The sequence below is a fragment of the Vibrio sp. S457-15 genome (assembly GCF_000960545.1).
GTDB classification, from domain to species: Bacteria; Pseudomonadota; Gammaproteobacteria; order Enterobacterales; family Vibrionaceae; genus Vibrio; species Vibrio parahaemolyticus.
The window spans coordinates 1-22,717 of the sequence record NZ_JYOQ01000006.1 but is presented as its reverse complement, the minus strand read 5'-3'; the positions used below and the strand labels follow the sequence as shown (position 1 = coordinate 22,717).

Below are 22,717 nucleotides of genomic sequence, written 5' to 3'. Positions count from 1 at the left end.
AAAAGCGCTGGTTAACCAGCGCTTTTGCATTTACTAAGGGCATTACATCTTTTTAAAGATGATGGAGGTGTTGATGCCGCCAAAGGCGAAGTTGTTACTCATCAAATATTTCACGTCCAGCTCTCGGCCTTGTCCGGCAATGTAGTCTAAATCGCCACATTGCTCGTCGAGGTTTTCTAGGTTGAGCGTTGGGTTGAACCAGCCTGTGTGCATCATTTCTAAACCTAGCCACGCTTCAATCGCGCCACAGGCGCCTAGTGTGTGGCCAAAGTAGCTCTTGAGTGAACTGATTGGCACTTTGCCCAGAGCATTCGCTGTTGCGTTGCTTTCTGCAATATCACCGCGGTCGGTGGCAGTGCCGTGAGCAGATACATAATCGATCTTCTCAGCAGGAATCCCTGCGTTTTGCATAGCCATTTCCATACAGATTTGCATGGTTTCCATCTGTGGTTGAGTGACGTGTGCGGCATCACAGTTGCTGGCAAAACCGATGATTTCTGCATAGATTTTCGCGCCACGAGCGATGGCGTGCTCGTACTCTTCCAGAACCAGCGTTCCCGCTCCTTCACCAATCACCAAACCATCGCGATCGGAGTCATAAGGTCTTGGTGTGCTTTTCGGGGCTTCATTCTTCAGACTGGTGGCAAAAAGGGTATCGAAGACAGCGGATTCCGTTGGGCACAATTCTTCAGCGCCACCAGCAACCATGACCGTTTGGTAGCCGTGTTTGATCGCTTCGTAGGCGTAGCCGATTGCTTGGCTGCCGGAGGTACATGCACTGCTGGTTGGGATCACTCGGCCTTTCAAACCGAAAAATAGACCAACGTTCACTGCCGTGGTATGCGGCATCATCTGCACGTAAGTCGTTGCGGTGATCGCTTTAGTGGTTTTCTCATTCAGCATGACACCAAATGCGCCGATTGCGTCAGTACTGCCTGTTGATGAGCCGTATGCGATACCCGTTTGGCCGTTGGTGAGTACGTCGTTACCAATCAAACCTGCTTGGCTCAGTGCGTTTTCTGTTGCGACGGTCGCCAATTTAGAAACACGCCCCATGCCGCGTACTTGCTTGCGCTTGTAGTGCTTTGGCAGTTCAAAATCTAAAATTGGTGCCGCGAGCTTGGTGTTCAAACCATCATACTGTTCGTAAGAAGGCATGTATTGCGTCGCGTTCTGGCAGTCACGCAGTTTTGGCTCGACAGATTGCCAATCGTTACCAAACGCAGTCACACCCGACATTCCGGTTACAACAACTCGACGGCTCATACTAGGCCTCCGTTTACCGAAATGACTTGGCGAGTTACATAGCCTGCGATGTCAGACATAAGGTAACTGACTAAACCAGCGACTTCTTCTGGTTCTCCCATGCGGCGCAAAGGAATTTGCGGCATCGCGTGTTCTTTTACGTGTTCGTCTACCATGCCTGTGTCGATAAGTCCCGGTGCAACGCAGTTAACGGTGATTTTGCGTTTTGCCAGCTCAAGTGCGAGTGATTTTGTTGCACCAATTACGCCCGCTTTTGCTGCGCTGTAGTTGGTTTGACCACGGTTACCCATCAGGCCAGATACTGATGCAAGGGTAACAATTCGACCACCTTTACGCTTTTGCACCATTGGCATAACACAAGGGTGAAGAACGTTGTAGAAGCTATCTAGGTTGGTATGAATCACACCATCCCATTCTTCTTCGGTCATCGCAGGGAAAGCGGTATCTTTTGTGATGCCAGCGTTGTTTACGACGCCATAGTAAGCGCCGTGTTCGGCAATATCGGCTTCTAGCTTCTCACGACAATCTGCGCGGTCACTGATGTCGAATTGGATAAGACGACCGTTACCACCATGCTGTTCGATGGTGTCTAGGGTATCTTGCGCGCCTTGTTGATCGCCCATGTAATGGACAATGATTTGGAAACCATCTTTGGCTAATTGAACGGCAATGGCTTTACCGATGCCTTTGCTGGCACCTGTAACGAGGACTTGTCGGGTCATTGTTGACTCCTGATTTTCATTTCTTGTAATTTTTCTTCTGATGGAACGTAAACGTTCAATTGGCAAGTCGCTACAACAGTTCCTTGTAGCTCAATACGGGCAGAAAATACCGCCATACCGTTATCTTCCATGACTTTTTCGGCATACACATCGAGCATTTGTCCGCGAGAAAACGCATCGCATTCAGACGTGTATCGACGGCTACCAAGTAAAAAGCCAATCGGTGGCGCTTGTTCTTTCATTAATGCGTGGTAACCAGACCACGCTGCGACAGATTGCGCCATAAACTCAATGCCAACGTAAGCAGGCACGGTTTGAGAGGCCGAGTCGAAGAACGGGTTGTGTTCTGCGATATCAACCTGGCAGTGAATCGTATCTTGTTGAACATCTATAGCACGATCAACCAAGATCATTGGTTTGTCGTGTGGCAAAAGTTGTTCGATGGGAGGAAGTTTAGTCATGATCGTAACCAAAAATAAGACTAATATTGTTGCCACCAAAAGCAAAAGAGTTGCTGAGAATCGCTTTGTTGCCAAGTTTGGTTGGCGTCTCAACTAACGATATATGGATATCGTCTGCCTTGGTTTCGCAGTGTTGCATTGGCAAGTCAAGGTTGTACTTGAGAATATGCCAAGCGATAGCGGCTTCCGTTGCACTTGCTGCACCTAATGTGTGTCCGGTAAGTGGCTTTGTAGAGCTCACAGGGACGGAGTCACCAAAGCAGCGGTGAATGGCTTTGCTTTCCATCGCATCGTTTAACGGCGTTGCTGTGCCATGCGCGTTGATGTAACCAATGTCTTGTGCTGTTAGTCCTGCATTGGCCAACGCTTTTTTCATCGCTTCTTCTGCGCCTAACCCTTCTGGATGTGGTGCGGAAATGTGGTGCGCGTCTGAGCTATCGCCAGCTCCGAGAAGGGCAACAGGCGCGGGTGTTTTGCTTAGCAACATTAATGCTGCGGCTTCGCCGATATTGATGCCGTTGCGATGTTGGTCAAATGGTTTGCAAAGAGTATCGGATAGGGCTTCTAAACCGTTAAAACCGTTTAGCGTTAGGCGACAAATGGTATCCACGCCACCCACAATGACGGCATCAACAATGCCCGAGCGAATCAGGCGTTGCGCGGTTAAAAAGACACGACCACTAGAAGAACAGGCGGTTGAAACTGAGTAATGTGGGCCGCTCAAATCAAAGTAGGCGGCAATAAAATCGCTGCAGTTGCCAAGCTCTTGTTTGGCGTAATGGTAGTCGGCAGGAAACTCGCCGTTTGCCAGCTTATCTCCAAACGCGATTTCGCCATCTGAAATGCCAGATGTGCTGGTGCCGATCACGACCGCGATACGGTCACGGCCATATACAGCAATGGCGTTATGAACGTCGCTTTCGATTTGCTGCAAAGCCGAAAGTGCGAGGCGGTTGTTTCTTGTATCAAACCGGCTGAAAGCTGGTGGTAATTGCGGTAACGGCTGTGCAATTCGACCGATTACTGTTTGTCGGCCTGAATTCAAAATGTCTTGGTCAACCACCATGTTGGATGGTTTCGCTCCCGATAAACACTGGTGGATGATGGCGTCATCTTGTCCCATTGCGGAGTGGAAACCACAGGCCTGAATATACAAAGGTTGAGGAGAGCGATTAGGCATATTGTTGTTCTAAATTGTTCTTAATTAATCTGATGTTGCAGTGTCTGAATAGAAATTGAAAACTGATGCTTGAGGTGGTGAAAATCAATCTTACCCTCTAATTTGTTAGAAGAACTGTATTGAATCTCAATGATCTTTTCACCGTCGCTATCAAAGATGGCGCGAGAATTATTTTTATCAATCATTTGCCACCTTACCTCATTTAACGATCCTTCCCAAGCTGAACTCGGCCAGAGCGTGATCATCAGGTTAAATAATACCTGTTCTGGCTGCGGTAGCGTACCTTGCAAACCGTTGAGTACTTCGGTTTGGATTTGTTCTCCATCGTAAGACAACGAGAGCACTCGCGTCCCCCAAGATGAGAAGCCTGCCAGTACCACTTCGTTGCTAGTCACTTGCAGTTGCACCGGAAGTTGCTCAGATGTGGGTTTGCCGTCAATTACCCAAGAGGCCGTAATCAATTGGCTGGCCGTCAACTGATAGCCCAAGCTGGCTGGAGTCGGTAAGTTAACTTGGGTGTTCTCAGCAATATCGACTTGAGGCGTCGATTGGTGAGGTACCAAGCTGCATGCACTTAAAAACAGACTCAGTACGATTAACGTCGCGCAGCGAAAAGCATGGTTAAAAATCATGACGTCGTTTCCTCTGTTTTAATCGCAATCGGAGAGAGCAGCCAAGCAACAAAAATACCACTTAACACCGTAATGCCGAAACTGTGAATCGCGTGAGTTTGGCTTAGTGACAGCAACCCAAATGACAGCATAGTGGTTATTGCCGAAAGGGTGATCGCCAATAGTGTGCTCACGCTGCGGGCTTTCTCGGCAAAGAACAGAGTGTAATCGATTCCGATACCAAGAATGAGCACCAAGCCAAGCAAGTTGAACAGGTTTAATGTTGTTCCCATCGCGACAGCAGTTGCCAGACCGCACGCACAAGCAATCAATGATGGCAGTAAAACTCGCCAACTGTGTTGCAGACCGTACCGCTTGATTAACACCAGAAAGATCATAGTACTGGCGGCTGCCAACAGCTCCATGATTTTGATTCGGTATTCACCAAATAGGGCGGAAATTTCTTCTGCTTTGTTTAGGTAGACAACGTCAGGCTGCGATTTGGCAAAAGACTTAACAACGGCGGAGTCTTGCAATTGGTTTAACACCACTACCGTTGCCGATTTTCCTTTAATTTTACCCAAATGGAGAAAACGCACAGGCGCTGATACTGGGTTTTGCAAGTACTGATCAACCGTGACAGGGATAAAGTCGGCGTCCATTTTAGGCTTTTTACTTAAGCTCAGTCCGGAAGCTAGTGGGCTGGATTGTGTTGCGTAAAGATCGCGAATCAATTGATAGTCTTGTTGCTGACGCTCTACCGAGCTCAAGTAGCGACTCAGACTCTGGTAGCTTTCGATGGTGCTGTCCGCTTTCCACGCTTCTAATGTTGGCGTCAAAGACTCCAGCTTTTTCATTAGGTTTTCGTCATCGTCGGCGGTAACGACCAGCATTTGCTGTGAAGATTGCATGCCACTGAGCGTCGTAATCAAGGTTTCTTGCTGCTTGAGATCTTTCGGCATCGTTTGCAGCAGACGAATGTCGTCATCGTAGTTCAATTGCAGCAAGAAAAAGCCACTCGCAACCACACATAACATCGGCAATCCGACTTTAATTCGAGGGTGATTCCAAAGCGTTAACCATTTCTCCAACAATGATTGTCCCGGTAAAGTCGAAATGGTGCTCGATGGGTTACGAGCCAGTATCGGATACCAAGCCACCACAGTGATGTAAGCGGCAATCAGACCAATGGATGAAAACAGCGCAAGCTGCTGCAAACCAGGAAACGGTGCCACCAACATGCCCAAATAGCCGATCAAACTGGTGATTAAGCCAAGTGTGATCGCTATGAAAATGTGCTTTAATCCTTGCTCGCTATCCCATTCATTTCCCGCCGCAAGACGTTCGGTTAGGTAGTGGAATGCGTAGTCGATAGACACACCGATTAAACTTGCGCCAAACACTAAGCTGAACAGATGGATTTTTCCAAAAATCCACGTCGTAACGGACAACGCAACGAGCAAACCAATGGTGATGGAAAGCAGTGCCAGAGACAGAGGCATCACACTACGAAAGACCAACACGAACAATGCAATGATACCGAGCAGAGAAAACACACCGATGGTGCTGATCTCCGATTTTGCACTTTGCGTACCAAAGTCGGCGTAAAATAGAACGCCAGTATGTGCGACTTCAGCGCCATATTTCTGCGCGACGCTTTGTTCTAGCGATTGAATATCAGGGACTGCAAGCTGCCCCGTTAGGCTATAAGGCGAGTCTTTTAGCTCGGCAGTAATAAGCAAGTATTGAGCACCGTCTTTTTCGACGGACAGATAGCCGTTATCCAATCGGAAAGAGGACGATTGCTGGGTAACTTGGCTTAAATAATCACGAAATAGCAAGAAAGGGTCACTTTGTAACTCTTGCCCGGTCACTCCAGAAAACGGGTTGTACAGCGACTGAATCACACGCTGCACTTGCTGTTCTGGATTTTGGCTTAAACGTTCTCGTTGTTCAGGCGTCAGCAATTGGAAGCGGTGCTTAAAGTAGTAACTCGCCCAAGCTTGCTGTTCTTGAGGTGAGATTTTCCCTACCACATCGCGAAAATGATTACTTTGGCGTAACCCCTTATCAAATTCAGCGGCCGCTGCAAAAAGGGCATTTTTGTCCGGCGCTGTGATCACGAAAATGACTTTGTCGCTCATACTTGCCGAGACCGACTCAAAGGCTTGCTCAGCCACCGGGTTTTGTTGGTTCTTCGGCAGCAGTTTTAAAATGTTGGTCTCAATCGGAGATTCTGCACTCCAAACCCATTGTTTGAGTAGCAACGCGCCCGCTAAAACAACGAGATTGAGCCAAACCAGAGCAAAGGTGTGAGTGCCGAGACTGAGTTTAGAAACGGAATTGAGCGTCTTCGGCATCCGTGAGTTCCTGAGGTAGAGAGGTCTGGTTCGTAAACGTGATTTCGGTCTTATCGCCACGCAGCTCTTGTAGGGTTAGGCGATCAATGTGCGTTTTACCGGAAAGAGTGATGGATTGAAACACCGCATTTAATGGCGACTGCTTGGGCACTAAAACGAGCTGCCATTGATTGTTCTCAACTGAAAAATCGAGTGTGAATTGTTCTTGCAGTGCAGAAGTATCCCCGTGGAACACGGATAAAAACACGTGGCTAAAGTAGAACGCCATTGGGTTTTCTTGTGCAGAGATCGTTTTCGGAGCTTGGTCGGCAAAAGTCTGACGAAGTTTGTTTTCCGTCAATACCAAATTGACTGCGAAAGGTTCTGTTTGTTGCCACAACAAGCCATGTGTTTTGCTCAGTGTGAACTGACCTTTAGAGGTTAAAGGTTGACTAAACATTTCCAGATGACGCTGCTGCGTAAAATTTCCGCGTACGATTTCATGCTGAGACAACTGCTGTTGAAGCGATGCCAAATCCGTTACATTTACTGTCGGTGTTGCCAGTGCTGAAACAGAAAATATTAGCAAAAAAGAGAGTAACCACTTTTGCATTAGTTCAGGCTCCCATGGTTGTGCCATCGCTCTACTTTATCTAAAAAGACTGCTGGAGAAACAAAGCACATCTCTTGCTTTTCAATGGATACGGCTACTTGCGTTGTATGCGCTTTGCACATACGTTGATTCGTTTCGGCGTCGTAAATCACGTAATCCACACGTAAGCGGTTTTCCCACTCAGTGAGTTGCGCGGTAATACGAATGGTGTGATTAAACGGAATCGCCTTCACGTATTTAACGCGCGTGTCGATGATCGGCCACATGTACCCAGAGTCTTGCATATCGCGATAGCTGTATTGGATCTTCTCCATCAGCACACGACGCGCTTCTTCAAAATACCGAAAGAAGTTGCCGTGATATATCACGCCCATCGGGTCAGCATCTTGGAATGAGGTGACCATAGTCACCTCCGCTTCTAATGGGTAGAGAACCTGCTCTTGCATTATACCTCCGCGTAGAGTGGCCAATGACGTTGCTGAATGCGTTCAATGAAATGGCGCAAATCTTGTTCCAATGGGCGATCTTCAGTCACAAATTCAAACTCGCTCAGTACGGCGTCACGAATTACTCGCAAACTCTGACTCATGTGGTGTTCGTCCAATTCGTTATGACGACGACGAATCTCAACCGCTTGAACGCTTGCTAGGAGAGAAGCCGCAGCAACTTGCTCTGTTAACTCAAGTACGCGTAGGCAATCACGAGCCGCAATGGTGCCCATGCTCACTTTGTCTTGGTTGTGACATTCGGTTGAGCGAGAAAAAACGCTCGCTGGCATGGTGTTTTTCAACGCTTCTGCCGTCCAAGCTGAGATACCAATCTGAACCGCTTTAAAGCCGTGGTTGATCGGTTTACGTTCGCCTTCTGCACCGGTTAAGTTAAACGGCAGGCCGTTATTGAACTTGTAATCCATCAATTGCGCCATCTGACGATCCAGCAAATCAGCTAAGTTGGCAATGTTCACTTTCAACGTATCCATCGCCATTGCGATATGACCACCGTAGAAGTGACCGCCGTGCAGAACGCGCTCGTTGTCGCCATCGATAATTGGATTGTCGTTGGCACTATTTAGTTCATTCTCGATCAATTGACGTAGCCAAGGCAGTGAGTCTTGCACCATGCCAATTACGTGTGGCGCGCAACGCAGCGAGTAGCGATCTTGCAGTCGGTCGCTATTGCGTGGCGGACGTTCAGCATTAAGATCATCACGCAGCCAAGCCGCAACTTGCTGTTGACCAGGGTGAGGTTTTACCGCAAACAGCGCTTCATCAAAGTGGAAGTCATTACCTTGCATACCCACAGAGACCATCGCGGTAATCTTGGTGCATAGCTGAGCTAGGTATTCTGCGCGTTTGTAGGCAAGACAGGCGAGGGCAGTCATCACGGATGTACCGTTCATTAACGCCAAACCTTCTTTTGGTTTTAGGCGAATTGGCTCAATGTCCAGCTCTGCAAATACTTCTTGTGTTGGTCGCACATCGCCTTTGTAAAGCACTTCACGCTCGCCAATTAAGGTCGCCGCTAGGTAAGACAGAGGCGTTAAATCGCCGCTTGCGCCCACCGAGCCTTCTTGTGGAATACGCGGCGCAATATCGTGATTGATAAGCGTAACGATTTGGTTCAACAGATCGTGAGACACGCCAGATACGCCTTGCGACAATGAACACAAACGGGTCGCCAACACCGCGCGAGCTTGCTCATGAGAAAGGATTTGACCTAAGCCACAGCCATGGAAGCGCGTAAGGTGCAACGGAAGTTCATCCACAAGAGCGGGTGGAATCGCCACAGTACATGAATCTCCGTAACCCGTAGTCACGCCGTAAATAACGCCTTCTTCTTTCAGTAATCGTTCCAGAAACGCCACGCCACGATCAATTTTCGCGGTAAATTCTGGCGAGGTGTTCATGTTTGCCTTTGCACCTTGAGCAATGGCAACGACATCTTCGATGGTTAAAGATTGGGCACCAAAAGTGATGTTGTGATTATTGTTGTTTGTCATGTGGCTGATTACTTAAAGTCCAGAAGTTAAAAAAGTTGTACCACTGTAACGGCGCTTGCAGTGTGTGGTGTTCTAATCTGTGTGCGTACTGTTGAACCACGTGTTCTAGTGCCTGCTGACGCTCCTTGCGCGGTAGCGTGATTTGGTCACTAAAGTGTTCAAAGTACACATTAAAATGCGGAGTGTTCGCTTCGTCGTCGCGTAGACCGAAGAGTAGGTAAACCGGCGCTTTTAATACCGAGGCAAGCATGAATGGGCCTTGCGGGAATGGTGCAGGTTTACCAAGAAAATCTGCCCAAACGACACGATTTTCTTTGCTGGTAGATGTGCGATCACCAACGATCACCACCCATTCGCCTTGCTCGATTTTTTGTTGAAGCAGAATCGCGGTGTCTGGTCCCATTGAGCTGACTTGAATCAGATTCAGTTCCGAATTTGGGTTTACCGCCTTCATTACCGCATTAAATTGTTCAGCGTGTTGGGTAAATACCAAGGCATTGATTTTGACATGAGAGTGTCGACGACCAAGCGCGCGGCAGAGTTCGATATTGCCAAGGTGCGAGCCTAAAATGAGCACGCCTTGTTTTTTCTGCGCCATCTCTTTGAAATGATGCTGGCCGTGAATGGTTAGGTTGTCGACATTAAAGTCACCTTGCCATGCTGCTAGTTTGTCGAGCATGGTTCGCCCAAAAGAAAGCAGGTGATGATAGCTGTCCAACTGTTTTGGTAGTGCGATGTTCTGCTGCGCTGCGTAGCGCTGCAAGTTTTGCAGGTAAATCTCAGACGCTTCGCGGGCAGATTTACCCGTGAAGTGGTAGTAGCGCATGACTAACTTTAAAATCAGGTCGAACGCTTTTCTACCGAACAAGCGGTAAACCGCGAGCAAGGTTTTGATGCCTAAAATCGTGCCTTGTTCTTTTCGTTTCGACCAGTGGGCATTGCTGTCGTCTGTATGACGGCGCTTTCTGGCGAGTAGCGAAGGAATGCGCGGCAACATGCCAAAAAATAGGCGAGTGTGCATCCAGCTTATCTTGACGTTATCCCACAATGCGTCGAAGTGGGAAATGCCACCTTCAGGGTAGATCACGCGCGTTGGAACAAAATCAATATCGACGCCTTCCCAGTACATTCGCACCAGAATTTCGATATCAAAATCCATGCGTTTGCCGATGTTGTACTTGTTCAACACGGCGACCGTTTTCACCACTGGGTAGGCGCGGAAGCCGCACATGCTGTCTTTGATAGACAGTGACAAGGTTTCTATCCACACCCAAATGTGCGTAGCGTAGCGACCATACAGACGGGCTTTAGGTACGCTCTCGTCGTATATCGGTTGGCCAGAAATCAGGTTATCTGGTTTTGTTTCGCTGGCGCTGAGCAATTTGGGTAGTGCTTCTAGGTCGTGTTGACCGTCTGCGTCGATTTGAATGGTGTGCGTAAAACCAAGTTGGTGAGCTTGATGTAGGCCAGCCATCACCGCGCCACCTTTGCCTTGGTTTTCACTCAAACTAATCAGTTTTATTAGTCCTTGCTCACTCAACGCTGAAAGCGCTTGTTTGGTGTCTTCATTGCTGCCGTCGTCCACGACCAGCACTGGCAAAGCGAAAGAGGATAACGATGCCACCACGTCTGCAATTGTGCTGCCGTGGTTGTAGCAAGGAATTAAAAAGCAGGGACGGTAATCACTCACGTGACTCACCCAGTTTCATTTTTCCTGACGAGTGAGTCACCAAGGTTTCACCGCTTTTCGATGTGTACTTAAAGGTCAATTTCTCACGCTCATTGTCCCAAGAGAGTGAGAGGCAAACGTCGGCGTTTGGCAGAATCGGCTCTTGAAATTTGATGACTTCCATTCCTTTAAATACCTTGGGAGTATTCAAATGTTGAACGGCGTAGAACAGCGCCCAATCAATTTGAGTGACGCCGGGTAAAAGAGGGAAGTGACTGAAATGACCTTGGAAATCTAAGATGTCAGCATCCACACGCAGCGATAGCTCCGCGGTGTGGTCGCTCACTTCAATATTCTGAATAGTTGGTTTTCTTTTTTCCATGTTACTAGCTTTATTGGAATAGTTTTTCAATTTCAGCAACTTGGCGTTTGCCTTGGCTGTTCAATGGAATTTCGTCGACCACTCTGAATTTTCTCGGGATAGCGATCGGCTCTAGCCAATTGCGCAGAGCCTTGCGAAGCTCAAGCCAAAATTTGCCTTTACCAAGTTCATTAAGCACATCGCTGCCTTTATCGTTAAGTACGATGATCGAGACTAACGTGAGGCGACCAGATTCTTCCATTGGGATCACCACGCTTTCTTGAACCCACGGTAGTTGCTCTAAACGTTTTTCCACTTCGACAAGGGAAATACGCTTTTCTTCGACTTTGACGATTCGGTCAGTGCGTCCACGCAATTCAAAAGAAATACTATCATGGAAATAGCATTCATCCGCAGTCTGGTACCAAGTGTTTTCATCAATGTGTGGCGAGCGGAGCTTTAAACAATTTTCATGGTTAAGCTTTGCTTCAACACCTGGGAATAACGTCCAAGGAGTGCTGGCTACGTGCTGCTGACGGTAAGCGATGCCGCCGGTTTCTGTGCTGCCAAAAACTTCAATAGGAAGTGACCCAAACAACAGCTGGCTGTGTTGCGCGGCTTGGTTTGGCAAGGGGCCTCCAGAAGAGAATACGCACCGAATTGCAACCGGATTATGCTCTTCACTGAGTCGTTTTAGTAACGCAGGGCTGCTTACTAGCGTGGTGTCAGCATCGGCGTGATGGACAATTTGCTCTGGGAACTCAAGGTTGTGTGCTGAAAATGGACGTGCAGAGCACAAAGGCCACAATACGCGGAACAGCAAGCCGTAAATGTGTTGATGAGAGACGGTGCTTTCAACGCGTGTGTTGGCAACCGTGTCGCCCCATAGGTTGTCTAGAATAGACACTTCGATATCGAGCTGTTTCAGCGTTTTTGCAATGGCTTTTGGTTTGCCGCTTGAACCAGAAGTGAATAGCGTCACTGGTATTTTTGCCAGATTCAATTCACGCCAAACATAAGGGTGGTCTACCTGTTGCTCGTGAATCAAGGTGATGTCTACCAATGATTGAGCTTTTACTAGGAGTGAACTCACCTGTTCTGGAACAGAGACATCGGCATCATGCAACAATAAATCGTAGTGCTCGCTGAGTTCTTTGAGTGCTTCTGGTTGATAGTTACCAGGCAATACAATGGATTTTCCTGCGTGACAACAAGCAAAAAAGCCAACGGCAAATAGGTAGCTGTTGCCAAAACACAACGCAATGTTTTGCGTTGGCTGGCTTTCTAACTGCTGAGCAAGCGTTGCGACGTGCTTCTGGAAATCACCCCAAGTGATAACTGAGTCGCGATAGTAAGAGACAGGGGATTGCTCATACCTCTTTGTGCTGAACAAGGTCGCCAGTGAGGTAAAGCTCGAATACGTTGTATTCATACGATTAGTGTTCCTTTCGAACAAATTGACGCACGATCCATTCTCCGGCGAACAAGCTACCAGCAAGTAAGTAGCTAATCAGACCGTTATACAGCGTCCATATTTTTACTGGCAGGAAACAGGTATAGAGGGCAAAAACGGCATTCAGTACAAAAAAAACGCACCAAACCATTGTCACTTTGCGAGTGTAAGCAACGCCGCTTGGCGGTAGTTCTGGTTCTTGTAAACGCGCGAGCCTTTCAATGATCGATTGAGGCTGTTTGAGACTAAATGCGAACACGCACAACATGCATACGTTCACAACCACAGGGTAAAACTTAAGCCACCCGTGTTGTTTAAACACCATGCCAAGCGCAACAAGAAGAATACCGACAGCGCCCGTGGTGAGCGCTAGGAATTTAAACTCTTTAAGTGGGGTCTTATTTGCGACGAATAAACGCAAAAGCAACGCAGCAATTAACAAGCCCCCGACTAAGTTCAAGCCAAATTTATCTATACCGAAGTAAACGGCGAAGGGGTAGGCAAACAGTACAATTGCAGACAGACCAGTCAGCAATTGGCGCATTAACTTTCCTTCAATAGCTCAGTGACTGCGTTAACGACATCGTCAACGGTTCTTACTGTACTAAATTCAGCAGGTTTGATTTTTTTACCAGTGACATTCTGTAGGTGCACGACCAAATCAACCGCGTCAATGCTATCTAGATCGAGATCTTGATATAAGTGCGCGTCAGGTTGGATGTCGTCTGCGTCGATTTCGAACAGCTCAACAAGCGCATCTTTAACTTGTTCAAATACTTGATCTTTATTTACATCAGTCATGAATATACCTACAACTTATTCATTGGTTTGAGAAGAAACGTATTTCGCTAGGTTTGCTACAGAAGCAAAGTGTTCGCGCGTATTTGAGTCGTCAGCATCGATGACGATGTTGTATTGCTTTTTAATTGCTAATCCAAGCTCAAGTGCGTCGATAGAGTCTAAGCCAAGTCCATCACCAAAAAGTGGCGCATCCGTTTCAATATCGTCTACGGTTAAATCTTCAAGGTTCAAAGCATTAATAATAAGTTGCTTAATATCGTTGTGTAACTGTTCCACTGGGACCTGCTTATCAATAAAAGTTTTCTGGAAAAATGTTGTCAGCTAAGTGCTGTTGTAAGCGTCGAGCCGCTATCGTTGGTGACGTAGTTTGCTTTATAAAGGGCTCAATCTCAACTTTATCCTTAACTTCAATTTTGAAAAAGGGCTTTGTTGTTGGCACCTGATACCATTTTTTCTCTTTTGTGAGAAAGCTCGGTGTCACCGTAATATGTACGACTCTTAAATCTCGTTCTGTTCTTACCGCAATTTGTGCCGCGCCACGTTGCAACTTAGGTTTTACGCCTGGTGTTGTTCTTGTGCCTTCAGGAAATATAAGCAACACGTTGCCTTTATTAAATCGTTCTTCACAAAGTGCTAATAAATCATCTGGCGCTTCGTTTGGAATATATCCGGCCGCTTTTACGATATGCTTCATAAAAGGATTCGACCAAATTGCGGACTTTACTAAACAATCACAGCGATTTAATTGTGAGGCGATTAAAACGTAATCAATTAAACTCGGATGATTGGCAACAATTAAACAATTTCGATCTTGTTGAAGAAGGTCTGCGCCAATAATTTCATAATCAATCGCCCCGCTGAACTTCATTAATTTACAGAATGTGTTGAAAGAATATTGAATCGCGCCTTGAACTTTATATTCACGTTCAGTTTGGTCAGAGACAAAAATACGAATAGTTGGAATCACGATAAAGCTCAGCGCTAAACCACCCAAACCAAATACCGAAAAACAGAAACCCGTGGCGAGCACGCGCCAATACTGATTTAAGCGATTCATTGTTTGCGCCATTCCCAAGATTGCTGTGGGGCATGGATGGTCCACTGAGTTTTGTCTGACAAGTAGTGCTGCAAAAACGCTAAGCCTTGTGGCAAAAGGTGGCCTTGTGTTTCTACGCTGTGGCTGCTGCGCAACGTAAAATCATCACCGTTTGATAACACCAAACCTAAGCCAAAGCCCGGATATTGCTGCTGTTCAAATTCGGTGTAGGAGTCAGGTAAAGGTTCATCAAAGTCGACAAGCAGAACTTTCTTATCTGGATTGTCTGCTAAAAATAGCCACGCTTCTAATATCGCGCTTTGGAATGTATTTTCCGATGCCGCAATCGAAGTGAGAGGGATTGGCTGCTTGGTTGCGATGGTCGCTAAACCTGCCGCGGTATTGTGCACTGATTGAGAGAACGCCATTGGAGAGGCTTCTTCGCCACTGATGATGTCTGCAACCAGCGCGACACTGCGATGCAGTTCGCCATGACGGCTAGAAAACACCAGATAGTCGGCCTGATGTTGCTTTAATAATTCGATGGCCGTTTGCACAGCAAGTTTACTTAATGGACTCATTCTTCTGCGTATCATTGCAGGAATATCCGCCACATTTACTTTGCCATCTTGTGGCCAATTTCCGCTTGCAGCCCATTCTTTCCATTCATCAGGTTGAGATAAACCCAGTGAATTCGCTGTCCACGCATCAATATTGAACGAAATTTTGATCTTCGAGTTTGGCATATTTGGTTAAATTGTTTATTTTACAGCTCGATACAATTTGGGCTTCACCCGAATTCATAATAAAAAGGAAATTCTTATGTCGCGCTTTAAGCTGTACATCTCATTATTATTAACTTTGCTTCTTGTCGGTTGTGGACGTGTACAACCTGTATTGAGTGTGGAGGATACTCCAGTTGCGTATGATCTTCAAAATAAACAAGTAAAAATGGCGATTGTGCAATCCGCAACTAACCGTGGTTGGACGATTGAAGAAGTTAGTCCGGGTGTATTAATTGCGAAAATTCACGTTCGTACACACTCTGCTGAAGTAAAAATTCCATACAACAACAAATATTATTCAATTATTTATCTCAACTCAGTAAATCTCAAAGCAAGTGATGGCAAAATTCACCGCAATTACAATCGTTGGGTAAACAATTTAAATGTTGATATTCAGCGAGCACTTGCGTTGTTGGGCACTCAGTCTCAGCAATAAAAATTATTAAATGCAGTTAGGTTTTTTCGTGTTAAATCAAAATAATGATCCTTTTAATGCTTTTGAAGCAAAAACAGAAGCTCAAAAATTATCTTTTGCCCCTATCGTTTTCCATACCGCGAGAACGCTCAGAGATTTGGGTATTTTAACGGCGCTCGATAGCGCTGGTTCAAAAGGCATGAGCGCCATTGATATTGCCGAAAAAACAGGCGTGTCAGAATATGGTGTCAAAGTGCTGCTAGACATGGCGATAAGTGCGCACATTGTTTTGTGGGAAAAACCTAACTACTCACTGGCCAACCTCGGGTTCTACTTGTTGTACGATGGCATGACCCAAGCAAACATGGATTTCACGGCCGACGTTTGTTATGCCGCGATGATGCACCTGACTGAAGCAATCAAAGACGGCAAACCTGCTGGATTGAAAGAGCTGGGCGATTGGGAAACCATCTATCAAGGGTTGTCGACTTTACCTGAGCAAGCTAAGCAGAGCTGGTTTAAGTTTGATCACTTCTATTCGGATCGTTCTTTCCCATTGCTGCTTAAAGAAGTGTTTGCCAATGAGCCAAAACATATTGTCGATATCGGTGGCAATACGGGTAAATGGGCAATGCAGTGCTGCAACTACGATAAAGATGTGCATGTGACCATTGTTGATTTGCCGCAGCAATTGGAAGTAGCGATGTCTAACGTGGCAGAGAATCAGCTCAGCGAGCGCGTGCATCCGTATCCTGCCAATATGCTTGATAAAGCCCAAACATTGCCTGATCATGCCGATATTTGGTGGATGAGCCAGTTCTTAGATTGTTTCTCTCCAATTGAAATTTTAAATATTTTGAAGAAAGTGAAGGCGCAGTTGAGCACGGGCGACACCGTTTACGTTCTCGAACTGTTTTGGGATGCGCAGAAATACGCGGGCGCGTCATACAGCTTAAATGCCACCTCGCTTTACTTTACCTGCCTAGCCAATGGTAATAGCCGTTTCTACCGTAGTGATGATTTCCTAGAAATTGTTGAAGCAGCAGGTCTCTCTGTTGTGGAAAGAACGGACAACATTGGCCTCGGACATACCTTATTAAAACTCCAAGCAAGCTAGTATAAAGAATGAAAACAGAGCACAAGCAAGTTGTCGTCGTTGGCGCAGGTCCTTCGGGTTCCACCGTTTCTGCGTTGCTAAAATCCCGTGGTATTGATGTTGTCGTGATCGAAAAAGCGACGTTCCCTCGTTTCTCAATTGGCGAAAGCTTACTTCCAGCTTGTATGGAGGTGGTTGAACTTGCCGGAATGACAGAGGCGGTGAAGCAGCATGGCTTCCAATTCAAAGATGGTGCGGCGTTCCGTCGTAATGGGGTCTACACCCACTTTGATTTCACTGACAAATTTACCGCAGGACCAGGCACCACATTTCAGGTTCAACGCGCCAGCTTTGATAAAGTGCTCGCTGACAGAGCCGCAGAACAGGGCGTCGACATTCGTTATCAGCATGAGCTGGTTAGCTTGGCGTTTGAAGGCAAAAAATCGCGCTTAGAAGTGGTTGGGCCCGATAAGCAGGCGTACCAAATCGAAGCCGATTTTGTTTTGGATGCGAGTGGTTTTGGCCGAGTGCTGCCGCGTTTGCTGGATCTGGAAGAACCTTCTTGCCTTCCACCAAGAAAAGCGATCTTTACGCATATCGAAGATCATATTTCACCACAAGAGCCAGAGTACGACCGCAACAAAATTCTGATTTCAGTCCATCCTGAAAATCACGACGTATGGTACTGGCTAATTCCATTCTCGAATGGTACGTGTTCGTTTGGTGTGGTGGGTGAGCCTGAGTTTTTCGAGCAATACCCAGAAGATAAGCTTGCAGCTTTGCAGCAGTTGGCTAATGAAGAGCCGGGTTTGGCGTCTTTATTGCGAAACGCGAAGTACCCAAATCCCGCAGGTGAGTTGGGTGGCTATTCAGCGAACGTCAAACGCTTAGCCACAGAACACTACGCGCTGCTTGGTAACGCGGGCGAATTTTTGGATCCGGTATTCTCATCGGGTGTCACTATCGCGATGAAGTCGGCTCAATTTGCTGCTGATTGCGTTGTGCGTCAATTGAACGGCGAAGTGGTTGATTGGCAAGAAGAGTACTCAGAACGTTTGATGGTTGGTGTCAACACGTTCCGTACTTATGTGGAAGGATGGTACAACGGCACGCTTCAAGACGTGATTTTCTACCAAGATCCAAATCCACGCATTAAACAGATGATCAGTGCAATATTGGCTGGTTACGCGTGGGATACCGAGAACCCATACGTCAAGCAAAGTGAACAACGCTTGTCGACGCTGGCTGAGTTAGTACGTGGCGAAGGTTTTTAAATTACTCAGAAAAAACCATTAAAAACATCTCATTAGCCCCATCTGTGATTCATAGGTGGGGCTTTTTATAATCTTGATTTTAATAAGGTCATTCTTTTTTTTGGTGGGTTATTGAACATTGATATTGCCCTAAGGGTGATTTTAGTCACGTAAATGTTTGTTGTAGCTGATATTTCTATAAAACTTGTAGGAAATGGATTACATTTTGGGAGTGTTCCCTCAACTTGGTTATGTCGTGAAAAAGGTATCTAAGCGACTGTATAGATTAGTAAAGTTTAAAAAACGGCAGCCACTCAAAGCTGTATTGTTTTCCTTTACTTCCATGTTGAAGGGCAGGCAGCAGCGCCTCATTAAAAAGCTTCCTTTTTATTCCCAACGTTCCCATCGATGTATTTTTTCTCCCGAGCCATTTCAAGAGCCTTCTGAGCATGTTTTGGCATGGGGACAGCGAGTTAGTCCTGCATTCAAAAGCAAAGTGGTCGAAATTTGCTCTGAGCTAGAAATCAACCCGAATCATCTAATGGCTTGTATGGCCTTTGAGACGGCTGAAACGTTCAGCCCTAGCATTAGAAACGGCTCTGGGAGTGGTGCGACAGGTCTGATTCAGTTCATGCCCGCAACCGCGAAAAACTTGGGGACGAGCACTAAGCATCTCGCCATGATGAGCGCCGTTGAACAGCTCGATTATGTGAAAGCTTACTTTTGGCCTTATCGACACCGAATGTCATCGTTGGAAGATGTTTACATGGCGATTCTCCATCCCGCGGCAATCGGGAAGTCACCCTCACACGTGCTGTTCAAACAAGGTTCGATCGCTTACCGACAAAATGCAGGCATCGATCGTCACAACAAAGGGAACATTACGTTGAGTGATGTTTCTTATAAAGTTAGACAGAAGCTGGCGAAAGGTTTGCAGCCTAACTTTATGGGTTAGCGTCGCCATCGTTGGTGTCGGTGGTTGTTTCTGACTCTGTCTCTCGGCTCACTTTAACTTGCACAATCCGGTGATGTTTGACGTTTAACACCTCAAACTGCCAGCCCTCATAGTCGACCAGCTCTCCTGCATGTGGAAGGCGTCCTAGCCACCAAGTTAAAAAGCCATTGAGGGTTTGAAAACCTTCACTATCTTCGCCTTCAATTGTGGTCAATCCCAGTTTGTATTTGAGTTCGTTGAGAGGAATCAGCGCATCCATCAGCCAACTGCCATCTTTTTGCTGCTTCGCCCAGATTTGTTCTGGTGCCATTCCTAATTCGCCAGCGATGGACTTGAGCAAATCGTATAAGGTGACTAAGCCTTGCACGTCGCCATATTCATCAACAATAAATACCATCTCTGCGCTGGTTTGTTGCATGTAGTTCAGCAGAGGCAAGCCTTTCATCGACTCCGGTACAAAGCGCGGATGTTTGAGCAATTTACCGAGTCTCGAAACAGACAGGTGGTCGTACTCATCAAGCAATACTTTTGAGGAGATGGTGCCGATGATGTTATCTAAACCGCCTTTGCACACTGGCCAAACTGAGTGTTGAGTTTGACGTAGGTGTTTGAGAATCTCATCCAGCGGCAAGTTGGTGTCCAAAAAATGGATGTCGCAGCGCGGCGTCATTAAAGACAGGGCTAAACGATCATTGAGGTGCAGTAGCTTGCGGATCATCAGTTGTTCTTGCGGTTCGATGGCTCCTGATTCCGAACCTTCATTGACGACGGCAAAGATGTCTTCTTCAGTGACGATTTCGCCTTGGTTTTCGTTTTGGCGCAGAAGTTTAAGTAACGCGTCTGTCGACACAGTAAGTAAGAACACAAAAGGTCTGGCAAGTTTGGCTAACCAATGAATCGGATAGGCGACCACAATTGCGATGCTTTCCGCGTTGTTTTGTGCAAAACGTTTTGGCACGAGCTCACCGATGATGATCGCGAAGTAAGTGATCAAAATAACAACGCTGGTGGTCGCAAGAATGGTGGCGACTTCGCGCTCTAGCCCTTGGGCAACGAGCCAGTGTTCAAAAGGAATGGACAGCGTCGCTTCACCAAAAATGCCACTGAGTAGACCGATGGCAGTAATGCCGATTTGGATAGTCGAAAGAAACTGGGTAGGGTTGTTTTTTAGTTCTAAAGCGAGCGTAGCAGGTGCGTTGTCTTCGGCCATCATTTTTAATCGGCCGCTTTTCGCCGCGACTAACGCGATCTCAGACATAGCGAAAATGCCGTTTAGTGCGATCAATCCAACAAGCAATAAAATGTCCATGGAGCCTTCCAGTAATGCACACGTTAGCAGCATAACGAGATTCTCTCGCGAGAAACGTGAGGTTGTGAATAATTCAACGCGTCATGCCAACAGAATGTCTTATTAAAAGGATAGAGTTCATTTGTTGAATGTGGTTTTCGCGTCCAGACGAATGATTCTGTTACTTGACTGGGATTCTGATAAACTACGCGCCCATTTCCTCTTTAGAGACGTTTCTATGCCATTTTCTAAGCTTGGTTTAAGCGCACCAATTACGGATGCCGTAACGGCGCTGGGTTACGAAAAACCGACTTCTATCCAACAAAAAGCGATTCCAATTGTGCTGCGTGGCAGCAACTTGATCGCGGCTGCGCAAACAGGCACGGGTAAAACCGCCAGCTTTGTGTTGCCAATCTTAGAAAAGCTCAGCCAAGGTGAGACGCAACGTAAAAAACGCGCTCGTGCCATCATTCTTACGCCAACGCGCGAACTGGCTCTGCAAGTGCATCAAAGTATTGAAGCGTACGGGAAGAACTTGCCACTGCGCTCAATGGCGATGTTTGGTGGCGTGGAATATGCGCCGCAGAAGCAAGCGCTGATTGAAGGCGTAGATATTGTGGTGAGCACTCCAGGACGTCTGATTGATTTATACGGCCAGCGTGCGCTCCATTTTGATGAAGTGGAAATGTTGGTACTGGACGAAGCCGATAAGATGCTTGATATGGGCTTTATCGACTCGATCGATAAGATCATCGATTGCATGCCAGAAGATGTTCAAAGCTTGCTGTTCTCGGCTACGTTGTCGAACCCAGTTCGTGATTTGGCCAAAAACGCGATTGTTGATCCTGAAGAGATTACGATTGCAAAACACAGCGCATCTAAGTCGAACATCAAGCAGTGGATCACCACCGTCGATAAAGACATGAAGTCATCGCTTTTGAGCCACATGCTGAATGAAAACGACTGGTCGCAAGTGCTGATCTTTATTGAAACAAAACACGGCGCGGCTAAATTGGTTAGCCAGCTTGAGAAGCGCGGCATTGTGGCTGAAGCGTTCCACAGTGGTCGTAATCAGCGTGTTCGTCAGGAACTGATTGAGAAGTTCAAGGCGGGTGAAATTCAATATCTGGTTGCAACTGGTGTTGCCGCGCGTGGTATTGATATCGACAACTTACCAGTAGTGATTAACTACGATTTGCCATTCCCTGCGGATGAGTACGTACACCGCATCGGGCGTACTGGCCGTGCTGGCGCGCAAGGTGAAGCGATCTCTTTGGTATCGAAGGATGATTTCAAAAATCTGTGCATGATTGAAAGCCGTCTGGGCCACTTGCTTGAGCGTGTTGAAATCGAAGGTTTTGCTCCAAGAAAGCCCGTGCCGATTTCGATTTTGAATTACGTACCTAAGAATAAGCGTAAACCGCAAGACAATCGTCCGCGTCGTGAGAATTCTGAACCGCGTGACGCAAAATAGTCTGCTAATACATTGAAAGCAAAGCCGCATTCGTGCGGCTTTTTTGCGTTTAGAACCGCCGAAAACACGATGGATTTTGTCTGGTTTGTCGATCGTGATGAGGAAAAAAGTTAAATCGTGTCATACGCTTAACACTCAAAATGCAAATAACTGCGTAAATGTTTTGTCAAATTTCTGTCCTCATATTTGCAGAAGGGCAGGAATAGGCGCAGACTTTCGCGCTTGCTAATGAATGCATAAATGAGGCACGAATGAAAACAGGTGATAAGCAATTCGCTGTTATTGGTCTTGGCCGATTTGGTTTGGCGGTATGTAAAGAATTACAAGATTCTGGGTCACAAGTCTTAGCGGTCGACATCAATGAAGATCGAGTGAAAGAAGCTGCAGGTTTTGTGAGTCAGGCCATTGTGGCAAATTGTACTCATGAAGAAACGGTCGCAGAGCTCAAGCTTGATGATTACGACATGGTGATGATTGCTATTGGTGCGGACGTGAATGCCAGCATTCTTGCTACCCTGATAGCAAAAGAGGCGGGTGTAAAATCGGTATGGGTAAAAGCTAACGACCGATTCCAAGCTCGCGTTCTGCAAAAAATTGGTGCAGACCACATCATCATGCCAGAGCGCGATATGGGCATTCGTGTGGCGCGCAAAATGCTGGATAAACGCGTACTCGAATTTCATCCATTGGGTAGCGGATTAGCGATGACAGAGTTTGTTGTTGGCTCGCGTTTGATGGGTAAAACGTTAAGCGATTTGGCGCTGTGCAAGGTCGAAGGCGTGCAAGTGTTGGGCTTTAAACGTGGCCCTGAAATCATCAAAGCGCCTGATATGAGTACCACGCTTGAAATCGGCGATCTCATTATTGTGGTTGGCCCGCAAGACAAGTTGGCAAACAAGCTGAAATCATTATGACGCAATTTCATCAGCGAGGTTTTTTT

24 protein-coding genes are annotated in these 22,717 nt (G+C 46.8%); 6 read left to right on the top strand and 18 right to left on the bottom strand.

The features are described 5' to 3' along the window. Positions 1-42: 42 nt before the first annotated feature. From UF05_RS02120 to UF05_RS02040, 17 genes are read right to left on the bottom strand one after another with little or no spacing between them, the layout of a single operon-like run. Positions 43-1,266: a beta-ketoacyl-ACP synthase gene (locus UF05_RS02120; protein ID WP_045546187.1), complete on the bottom strand. Its 1,224-nt coding sequence runs from the start codon at positions 1,264-1,266 to the stop codon at positions 43-45. Further along, positions 1,263-1,988, bottom strand: a complete 726-nt coding sequence (fabG, locus tag UF05_RS02115; protein ID WP_015296414.1) for a 3-oxoacyl-ACP reductase FabG — start codon at positions 1,986-1,988, stop codon at positions 1,263-1,265. Before fabG ends, UF05_RS02120 begins: the two co-directional genes overlap by 4 nt. Further along, a complete protein-coding gene (locus UF05_RS02110) occupies positions 1,985-2,449 on the bottom strand; it encodes a hotdog family protein (protein WP_025622760.1) in 465 nt (154 codons plus the stop codon). The genes fabG and UF05_RS02110 overlap by 4 nt, the downstream gene beginning before the upstream one ends. Continuing rightward, a complete protein-coding gene (locus UF05_RS02105; protein WP_043037139.1) occupies positions 2,442-3,629 on the bottom strand; it encodes a beta-ketoacyl-[acyl-carrier-protein] synthase family protein in 1,188 nt (395 codons plus the stop codon). Before UF05_RS02105 ends, UF05_RS02110 begins: the two co-directional genes overlap by 8 nt. A 20-nt stretch (positions 3,630-3,649) precedes the next feature. After that, positions 3,650-4,261, bottom strand: a complete 612-nt coding sequence (locus UF05_RS02100) for a DUF3261 domain-containing protein (protein WP_005460563.1) — start codon at positions 4,259-4,261, stop codon at positions 3,650-3,652. Continuing rightward, positions 4,258-6,600: an MMPL family transporter gene (locus UF05_RS02095; RefSeq protein ID WP_045546186.1), complete on the bottom strand. Its 2,343-nt coding sequence runs from the start codon at positions 6,598-6,600 to the stop codon at positions 4,258-4,260. Before UF05_RS02095 ends, UF05_RS02100 begins: the two co-directional genes overlap by 4 nt. Next, on the bottom strand, positions 6,572-7,192 hold the full coding sequence (locus UF05_RS02090; RefSeq protein ID WP_045546185.1) for a LolA family protein: 621 nt from the start codon (positions 7,190-7,192) through the stop codon (positions 6,572-6,574). Before UF05_RS02090 ends, UF05_RS02095 begins: the two co-directional genes overlap by 29 nt. After that, complete coding sequence (locus tag UF05_RS02085; RefSeq protein ID WP_005460557.1) at positions 7,192-7,638, bottom strand: acyl-CoA thioesterase; 447 nt, start codon at positions 7,636-7,638, stop codon at positions 7,192-7,194. Before UF05_RS02085 ends, UF05_RS02090 begins: the two co-directional genes overlap by 1 nt. Then, positions 7,638-9,191 carry an HAL/PAL/TAL family ammonia-lyase gene (locus UF05_RS02080; RefSeq protein ID WP_031818097.1) on the bottom strand — a complete coding sequence of 518 codons (1,554 nt, stop codon included), beginning with the start codon at positions 9,189-9,191 and terminating at the stop codon, positions 7,638-7,640. Before UF05_RS02080 ends, UF05_RS02085 begins: the two co-directional genes overlap by 1 nt. Then, on the bottom strand, positions 9,175-10,881 hold the full coding sequence (locus tag UF05_RS02075; protein ID WP_029828403.1) for a glycosyltransferase family 2 protein: 1,707 nt from the start codon (positions 10,879-10,881) through the stop codon (positions 9,175-9,177). The genes UF05_RS02080 and UF05_RS02075 overlap by 17 nt, the downstream gene beginning before the upstream one ends. After that, positions 10,874-11,242 carry an ApeI family dehydratase gene (locus tag UF05_RS02070; protein ID WP_025504203.1) on the bottom strand — a complete coding sequence of 123 codons (369 nt, stop codon included), beginning with the start codon at positions 11,240-11,242 and terminating at the stop codon, positions 10,874-10,876. The genes UF05_RS02075 and UF05_RS02070 overlap by 8 nt, the downstream gene beginning before the upstream one ends. A gap of 10 nt (positions 11,243-11,252) precedes the next feature. Further along, a complete protein-coding gene (locus UF05_RS02065; RefSeq protein WP_045546184.1) occupies positions 11,253-12,653 on the bottom strand; it encodes an AMP-binding protein in 1,401 nt (466 codons plus the stop codon). Between the two features lie 4 nt (positions 12,654-12,657). Continuing rightward, positions 12,658-13,218: a hypothetical protein gene (locus tag UF05_RS02060; protein WP_025520452.1), complete on the bottom strand. Its 561-nt coding sequence runs from the start codon at positions 13,216-13,218 to the stop codon at positions 12,658-12,660. After that, positions 13,218-13,475, bottom strand: a complete 258-nt coding sequence (locus UF05_RS02055; protein ID WP_005460583.1) for an acyl carrier protein — start codon at positions 13,473-13,475, stop codon at positions 13,218-13,220. The genes UF05_RS02060 and UF05_RS02055 overlap by 1 nt, the downstream gene beginning before the upstream one ends. A 15-nt stretch (positions 13,476-13,490) precedes the next feature. Next, positions 13,491-13,751, bottom strand: coding sequence for a phosphopantetheine-binding protein (locus UF05_RS02050; RefSeq protein ID WP_005457487.1), 261 nt, complete (start codon positions 13,749-13,751; stop codon positions 13,491-13,493). A gap of 13 nt (positions 13,752-13,764) precedes the next feature. After that, the gene (locus tag UF05_RS02045) at positions 13,765-14,532 is read right to left on the bottom strand and encodes a lysophospholipid acyltransferase family protein (RefSeq protein ID WP_025498686.1); all 768 of its coding nucleotides are present in this window, start codon (positions 14,530-14,532) and stop codon (positions 13,765-13,767) included. Then, a complete protein-coding gene (locus UF05_RS02040; RefSeq protein WP_045546183.1) occupies positions 14,529-15,257 on the bottom strand; it encodes a beta-ketoacyl synthase chain length factor in 729 nt (242 codons plus the stop codon). The genes UF05_RS02045 and UF05_RS02040 overlap by 4 nt, the downstream gene beginning before the upstream one ends. A 76-nt stretch (positions 15,258-15,333) precedes the next feature. Here UF05_RS02040 and UF05_RS02035 point away from each other — a divergent pair, with 76 nt between their 5' ends. The 4 genes from UF05_RS02035 (at position 15,334) to UF05_RS02020 (ending at position 19,015) form a co-directional block, all read left to right on the top strand. After that, entirely contained in the window at positions 15,334-15,732 is a 399-nt protein-coding gene (locus UF05_RS02035; RefSeq protein WP_005460588.1) for a lipoprotein, read from the top strand. Positions 15,733-15,742: 10 nt separating this feature from the next. Continuing rightward, entirely contained in the window at positions 15,743-16,828 is a 1,086-nt protein-coding gene (locus UF05_RS02030; RefSeq protein WP_079750099.1) for a methyltransferase, read from the top strand. Positions 16,829-16,836: 8 nt separating this feature from the next. Continuing rightward, entirely contained in the window at positions 16,837-18,081 is a 1,245-nt protein-coding gene (locus UF05_RS02025) for an NAD(P)/FAD-dependent oxidoreductase (RefSeq protein WP_025794831.1), read from the top strand. Positions 18,082-18,274: 193 nt separating this feature from the next. Next, a complete protein-coding gene (locus UF05_RS02020) occupies positions 18,275-19,015 on the top strand; it encodes a hypothetical protein (RefSeq protein ID WP_025794830.1) in 741 nt (246 codons plus the stop codon). Here UF05_RS02020 and UF05_RS02015 read toward each other — a convergent pair. Continuing rightward, positions 19,005-20,357 carry a hemolysin family protein gene (locus UF05_RS02015; RefSeq protein WP_045546182.1) on the bottom strand — a complete coding sequence of 451 codons (1,353 nt, stop codon included), beginning with the start codon at positions 20,355-20,357 and terminating at the stop codon, positions 19,005-19,007. The genes UF05_RS02020 and UF05_RS02015 overlap by 11 nt on opposite strands. Before the next feature lie 184 nt (positions 20,358-20,541). Between UF05_RS02015 and UF05_RS02010 the strand changes: the two genes are divergently transcribed. Together UF05_RS02010 and UF05_RS02005 are read left to right on the top strand one after the other, a co-directional pair. Beyond that, a complete protein-coding gene (locus tag UF05_RS02010; RefSeq protein WP_025631398.1) occupies positions 20,542-21,777 on the top strand; it encodes a DEAD/DEAH box helicase in 1,236 nt (411 codons plus the stop codon). 251 nt (positions 21,778-22,028) lie between these two features. After that, positions 22,029-22,691, top strand: coding sequence for a potassium channel family protein (locus UF05_RS02005; protein WP_005460581.1), 663 nt, complete (start codon positions 22,029-22,031; stop codon positions 22,689-22,691). Positions 22,692-22,717: the final 26 nt, after the last annotated feature.

Bases quoted from the DNA above. Each gene is read 5' to 3' on its own strand.
- UF05_RS02070 (WP_025504203.1), bottom strand. From the start codon at position 11,242: ATGGAAAAAAGAAAACCAACTATTCAGAATATTGAAGTGAGCGACCAC.
- UF05_RS02080 (WP_031818097.1), bottom strand. From the start codon at position 9,191: ATGACAAACAACAATAATCACAACATCACTTTTGGTGCCCAATCTTTA.
- UF05_RS02005 (WP_005460581.1), top strand. From the start codon at position 22,029: ATGAAAACAGGTGATAAGCAATTCGCTGTTATTGGTCTTGGCCGATTT.
- UF05_RS02060 (WP_025520452.1), bottom strand. From the start codon at position 13,218: ATGCGCCAATTGCTGACTGGTCTGTCTGCAATTGTACTGTTTGCCTAC.
- UF05_RS02015 (WP_045546182.1), bottom strand. From the start codon at position 20,357: ATGCTGCTAACGTGTGCATTACTGGAAGGCTCCATGGACATTTTATTG.
- UF05_RS02095 (WP_045546186.1), bottom strand. From the start codon at position 6,600: ATGCCGAAGACGCTCAATTCCGTTTCTAAACTCAGTCTCGGCACTCAC.
- fabG (WP_015296414.1), bottom strand. From the start codon at position 1,988: ATGACCCGACAAGTCCTCGTTACAGGTGCCAGCAAAGGCATCGGTAAA.
- UF05_RS02065 (WP_045546184.1), bottom strand. From the start codon at position 12,653: ATGAATACAACGTATTCGAGCTTTACCTCACTGGCGACCTTGTTCAGC.
- UF05_RS02120 (WP_045546187.1), bottom strand. From the start codon at position 1,266: ATGAGCCGTCGAGTTGTTGTAACCGGAATGTCGGGTGTGACTGCGTTT.
- UF05_RS02100 (WP_005460563.1), bottom strand. From the start codon at position 4,261: ATGATTTTTAACCATGCTTTTCGCTGCGCGACGTTAATCGTACTGAGT.
- UF05_RS02035 (WP_005460588.1), top strand. From the start codon at position 15,334: ATGTCGCGCTTTAAGCTGTACATCTCATTATTATTAACTTTGCTTCTT.
- UF05_RS02010 (WP_025631398.1), top strand. From the start codon at position 20,542: ATGCCATTTTCTAAGCTTGGTTTAAGCGCACCAATTACGGATGCCGTA.
- UF05_RS02025 (WP_025794831.1), top strand. From the start codon at position 16,837: ATGAAAACAGAGCACAAGCAAGTTGTCGTCGTTGGCGCAGGTCCTTCG.
- UF05_RS02045 (WP_025498686.1), bottom strand. From the start codon at position 14,532: ATGAATCGCTTAAATCAGTATTGGCGCGTGCTCGCCACGGGTTTCTGT.
- UF05_RS02055 (WP_005460583.1), bottom strand. From the start codon at position 13,475: ATGACTGATGTAAATAAAGATCAAGTATTTGAACAAGTTAAAGATGCG.
- UF05_RS02090 (WP_045546185.1), bottom strand. From the start codon at position 7,192: ATGCAAAAGTGGTTACTCTCTTTTTTGCTAATATTTTCTGTTTCAGCA.
- UF05_RS02085 (WP_005460557.1), bottom strand. From the start codon at position 7,638: ATGCAAGAGCAGGTTCTCTACCCATTAGAAGCGGAGGTGACTATGGTC.
- UF05_RS02105 (WP_043037139.1), bottom strand. From the start codon at position 3,629: ATGCCTAATCGCTCTCCTCAACCTTTGTATATTCAGGCCTGTGGTTTC.
- UF05_RS02020 (WP_025794830.1), top strand. From the start codon at position 18,275: ATGGATTACATTTTGGGAGTGTTCCCTCAACTTGGTTATGTCGTGAAA.
- UF05_RS02040 (WP_045546183.1), bottom strand. From the start codon at position 15,257: ATGCCAAACTCGAAGATCAAAATTTCGTTCAATATTGATGCGTGGACA.
- UF05_RS02030 (WP_079750099.1), top strand. From the start codon at position 15,743: ATGCAGTTAGGTTTTTTCGTGTTAAATCAAAATAATGATCCTTTTAAT.
- UF05_RS02110 (WP_025622760.1), bottom strand. From the start codon at position 2,449: ATGACTAAACTTCCTCCCATCGAACAACTTTTGCCACACGACAAACCA.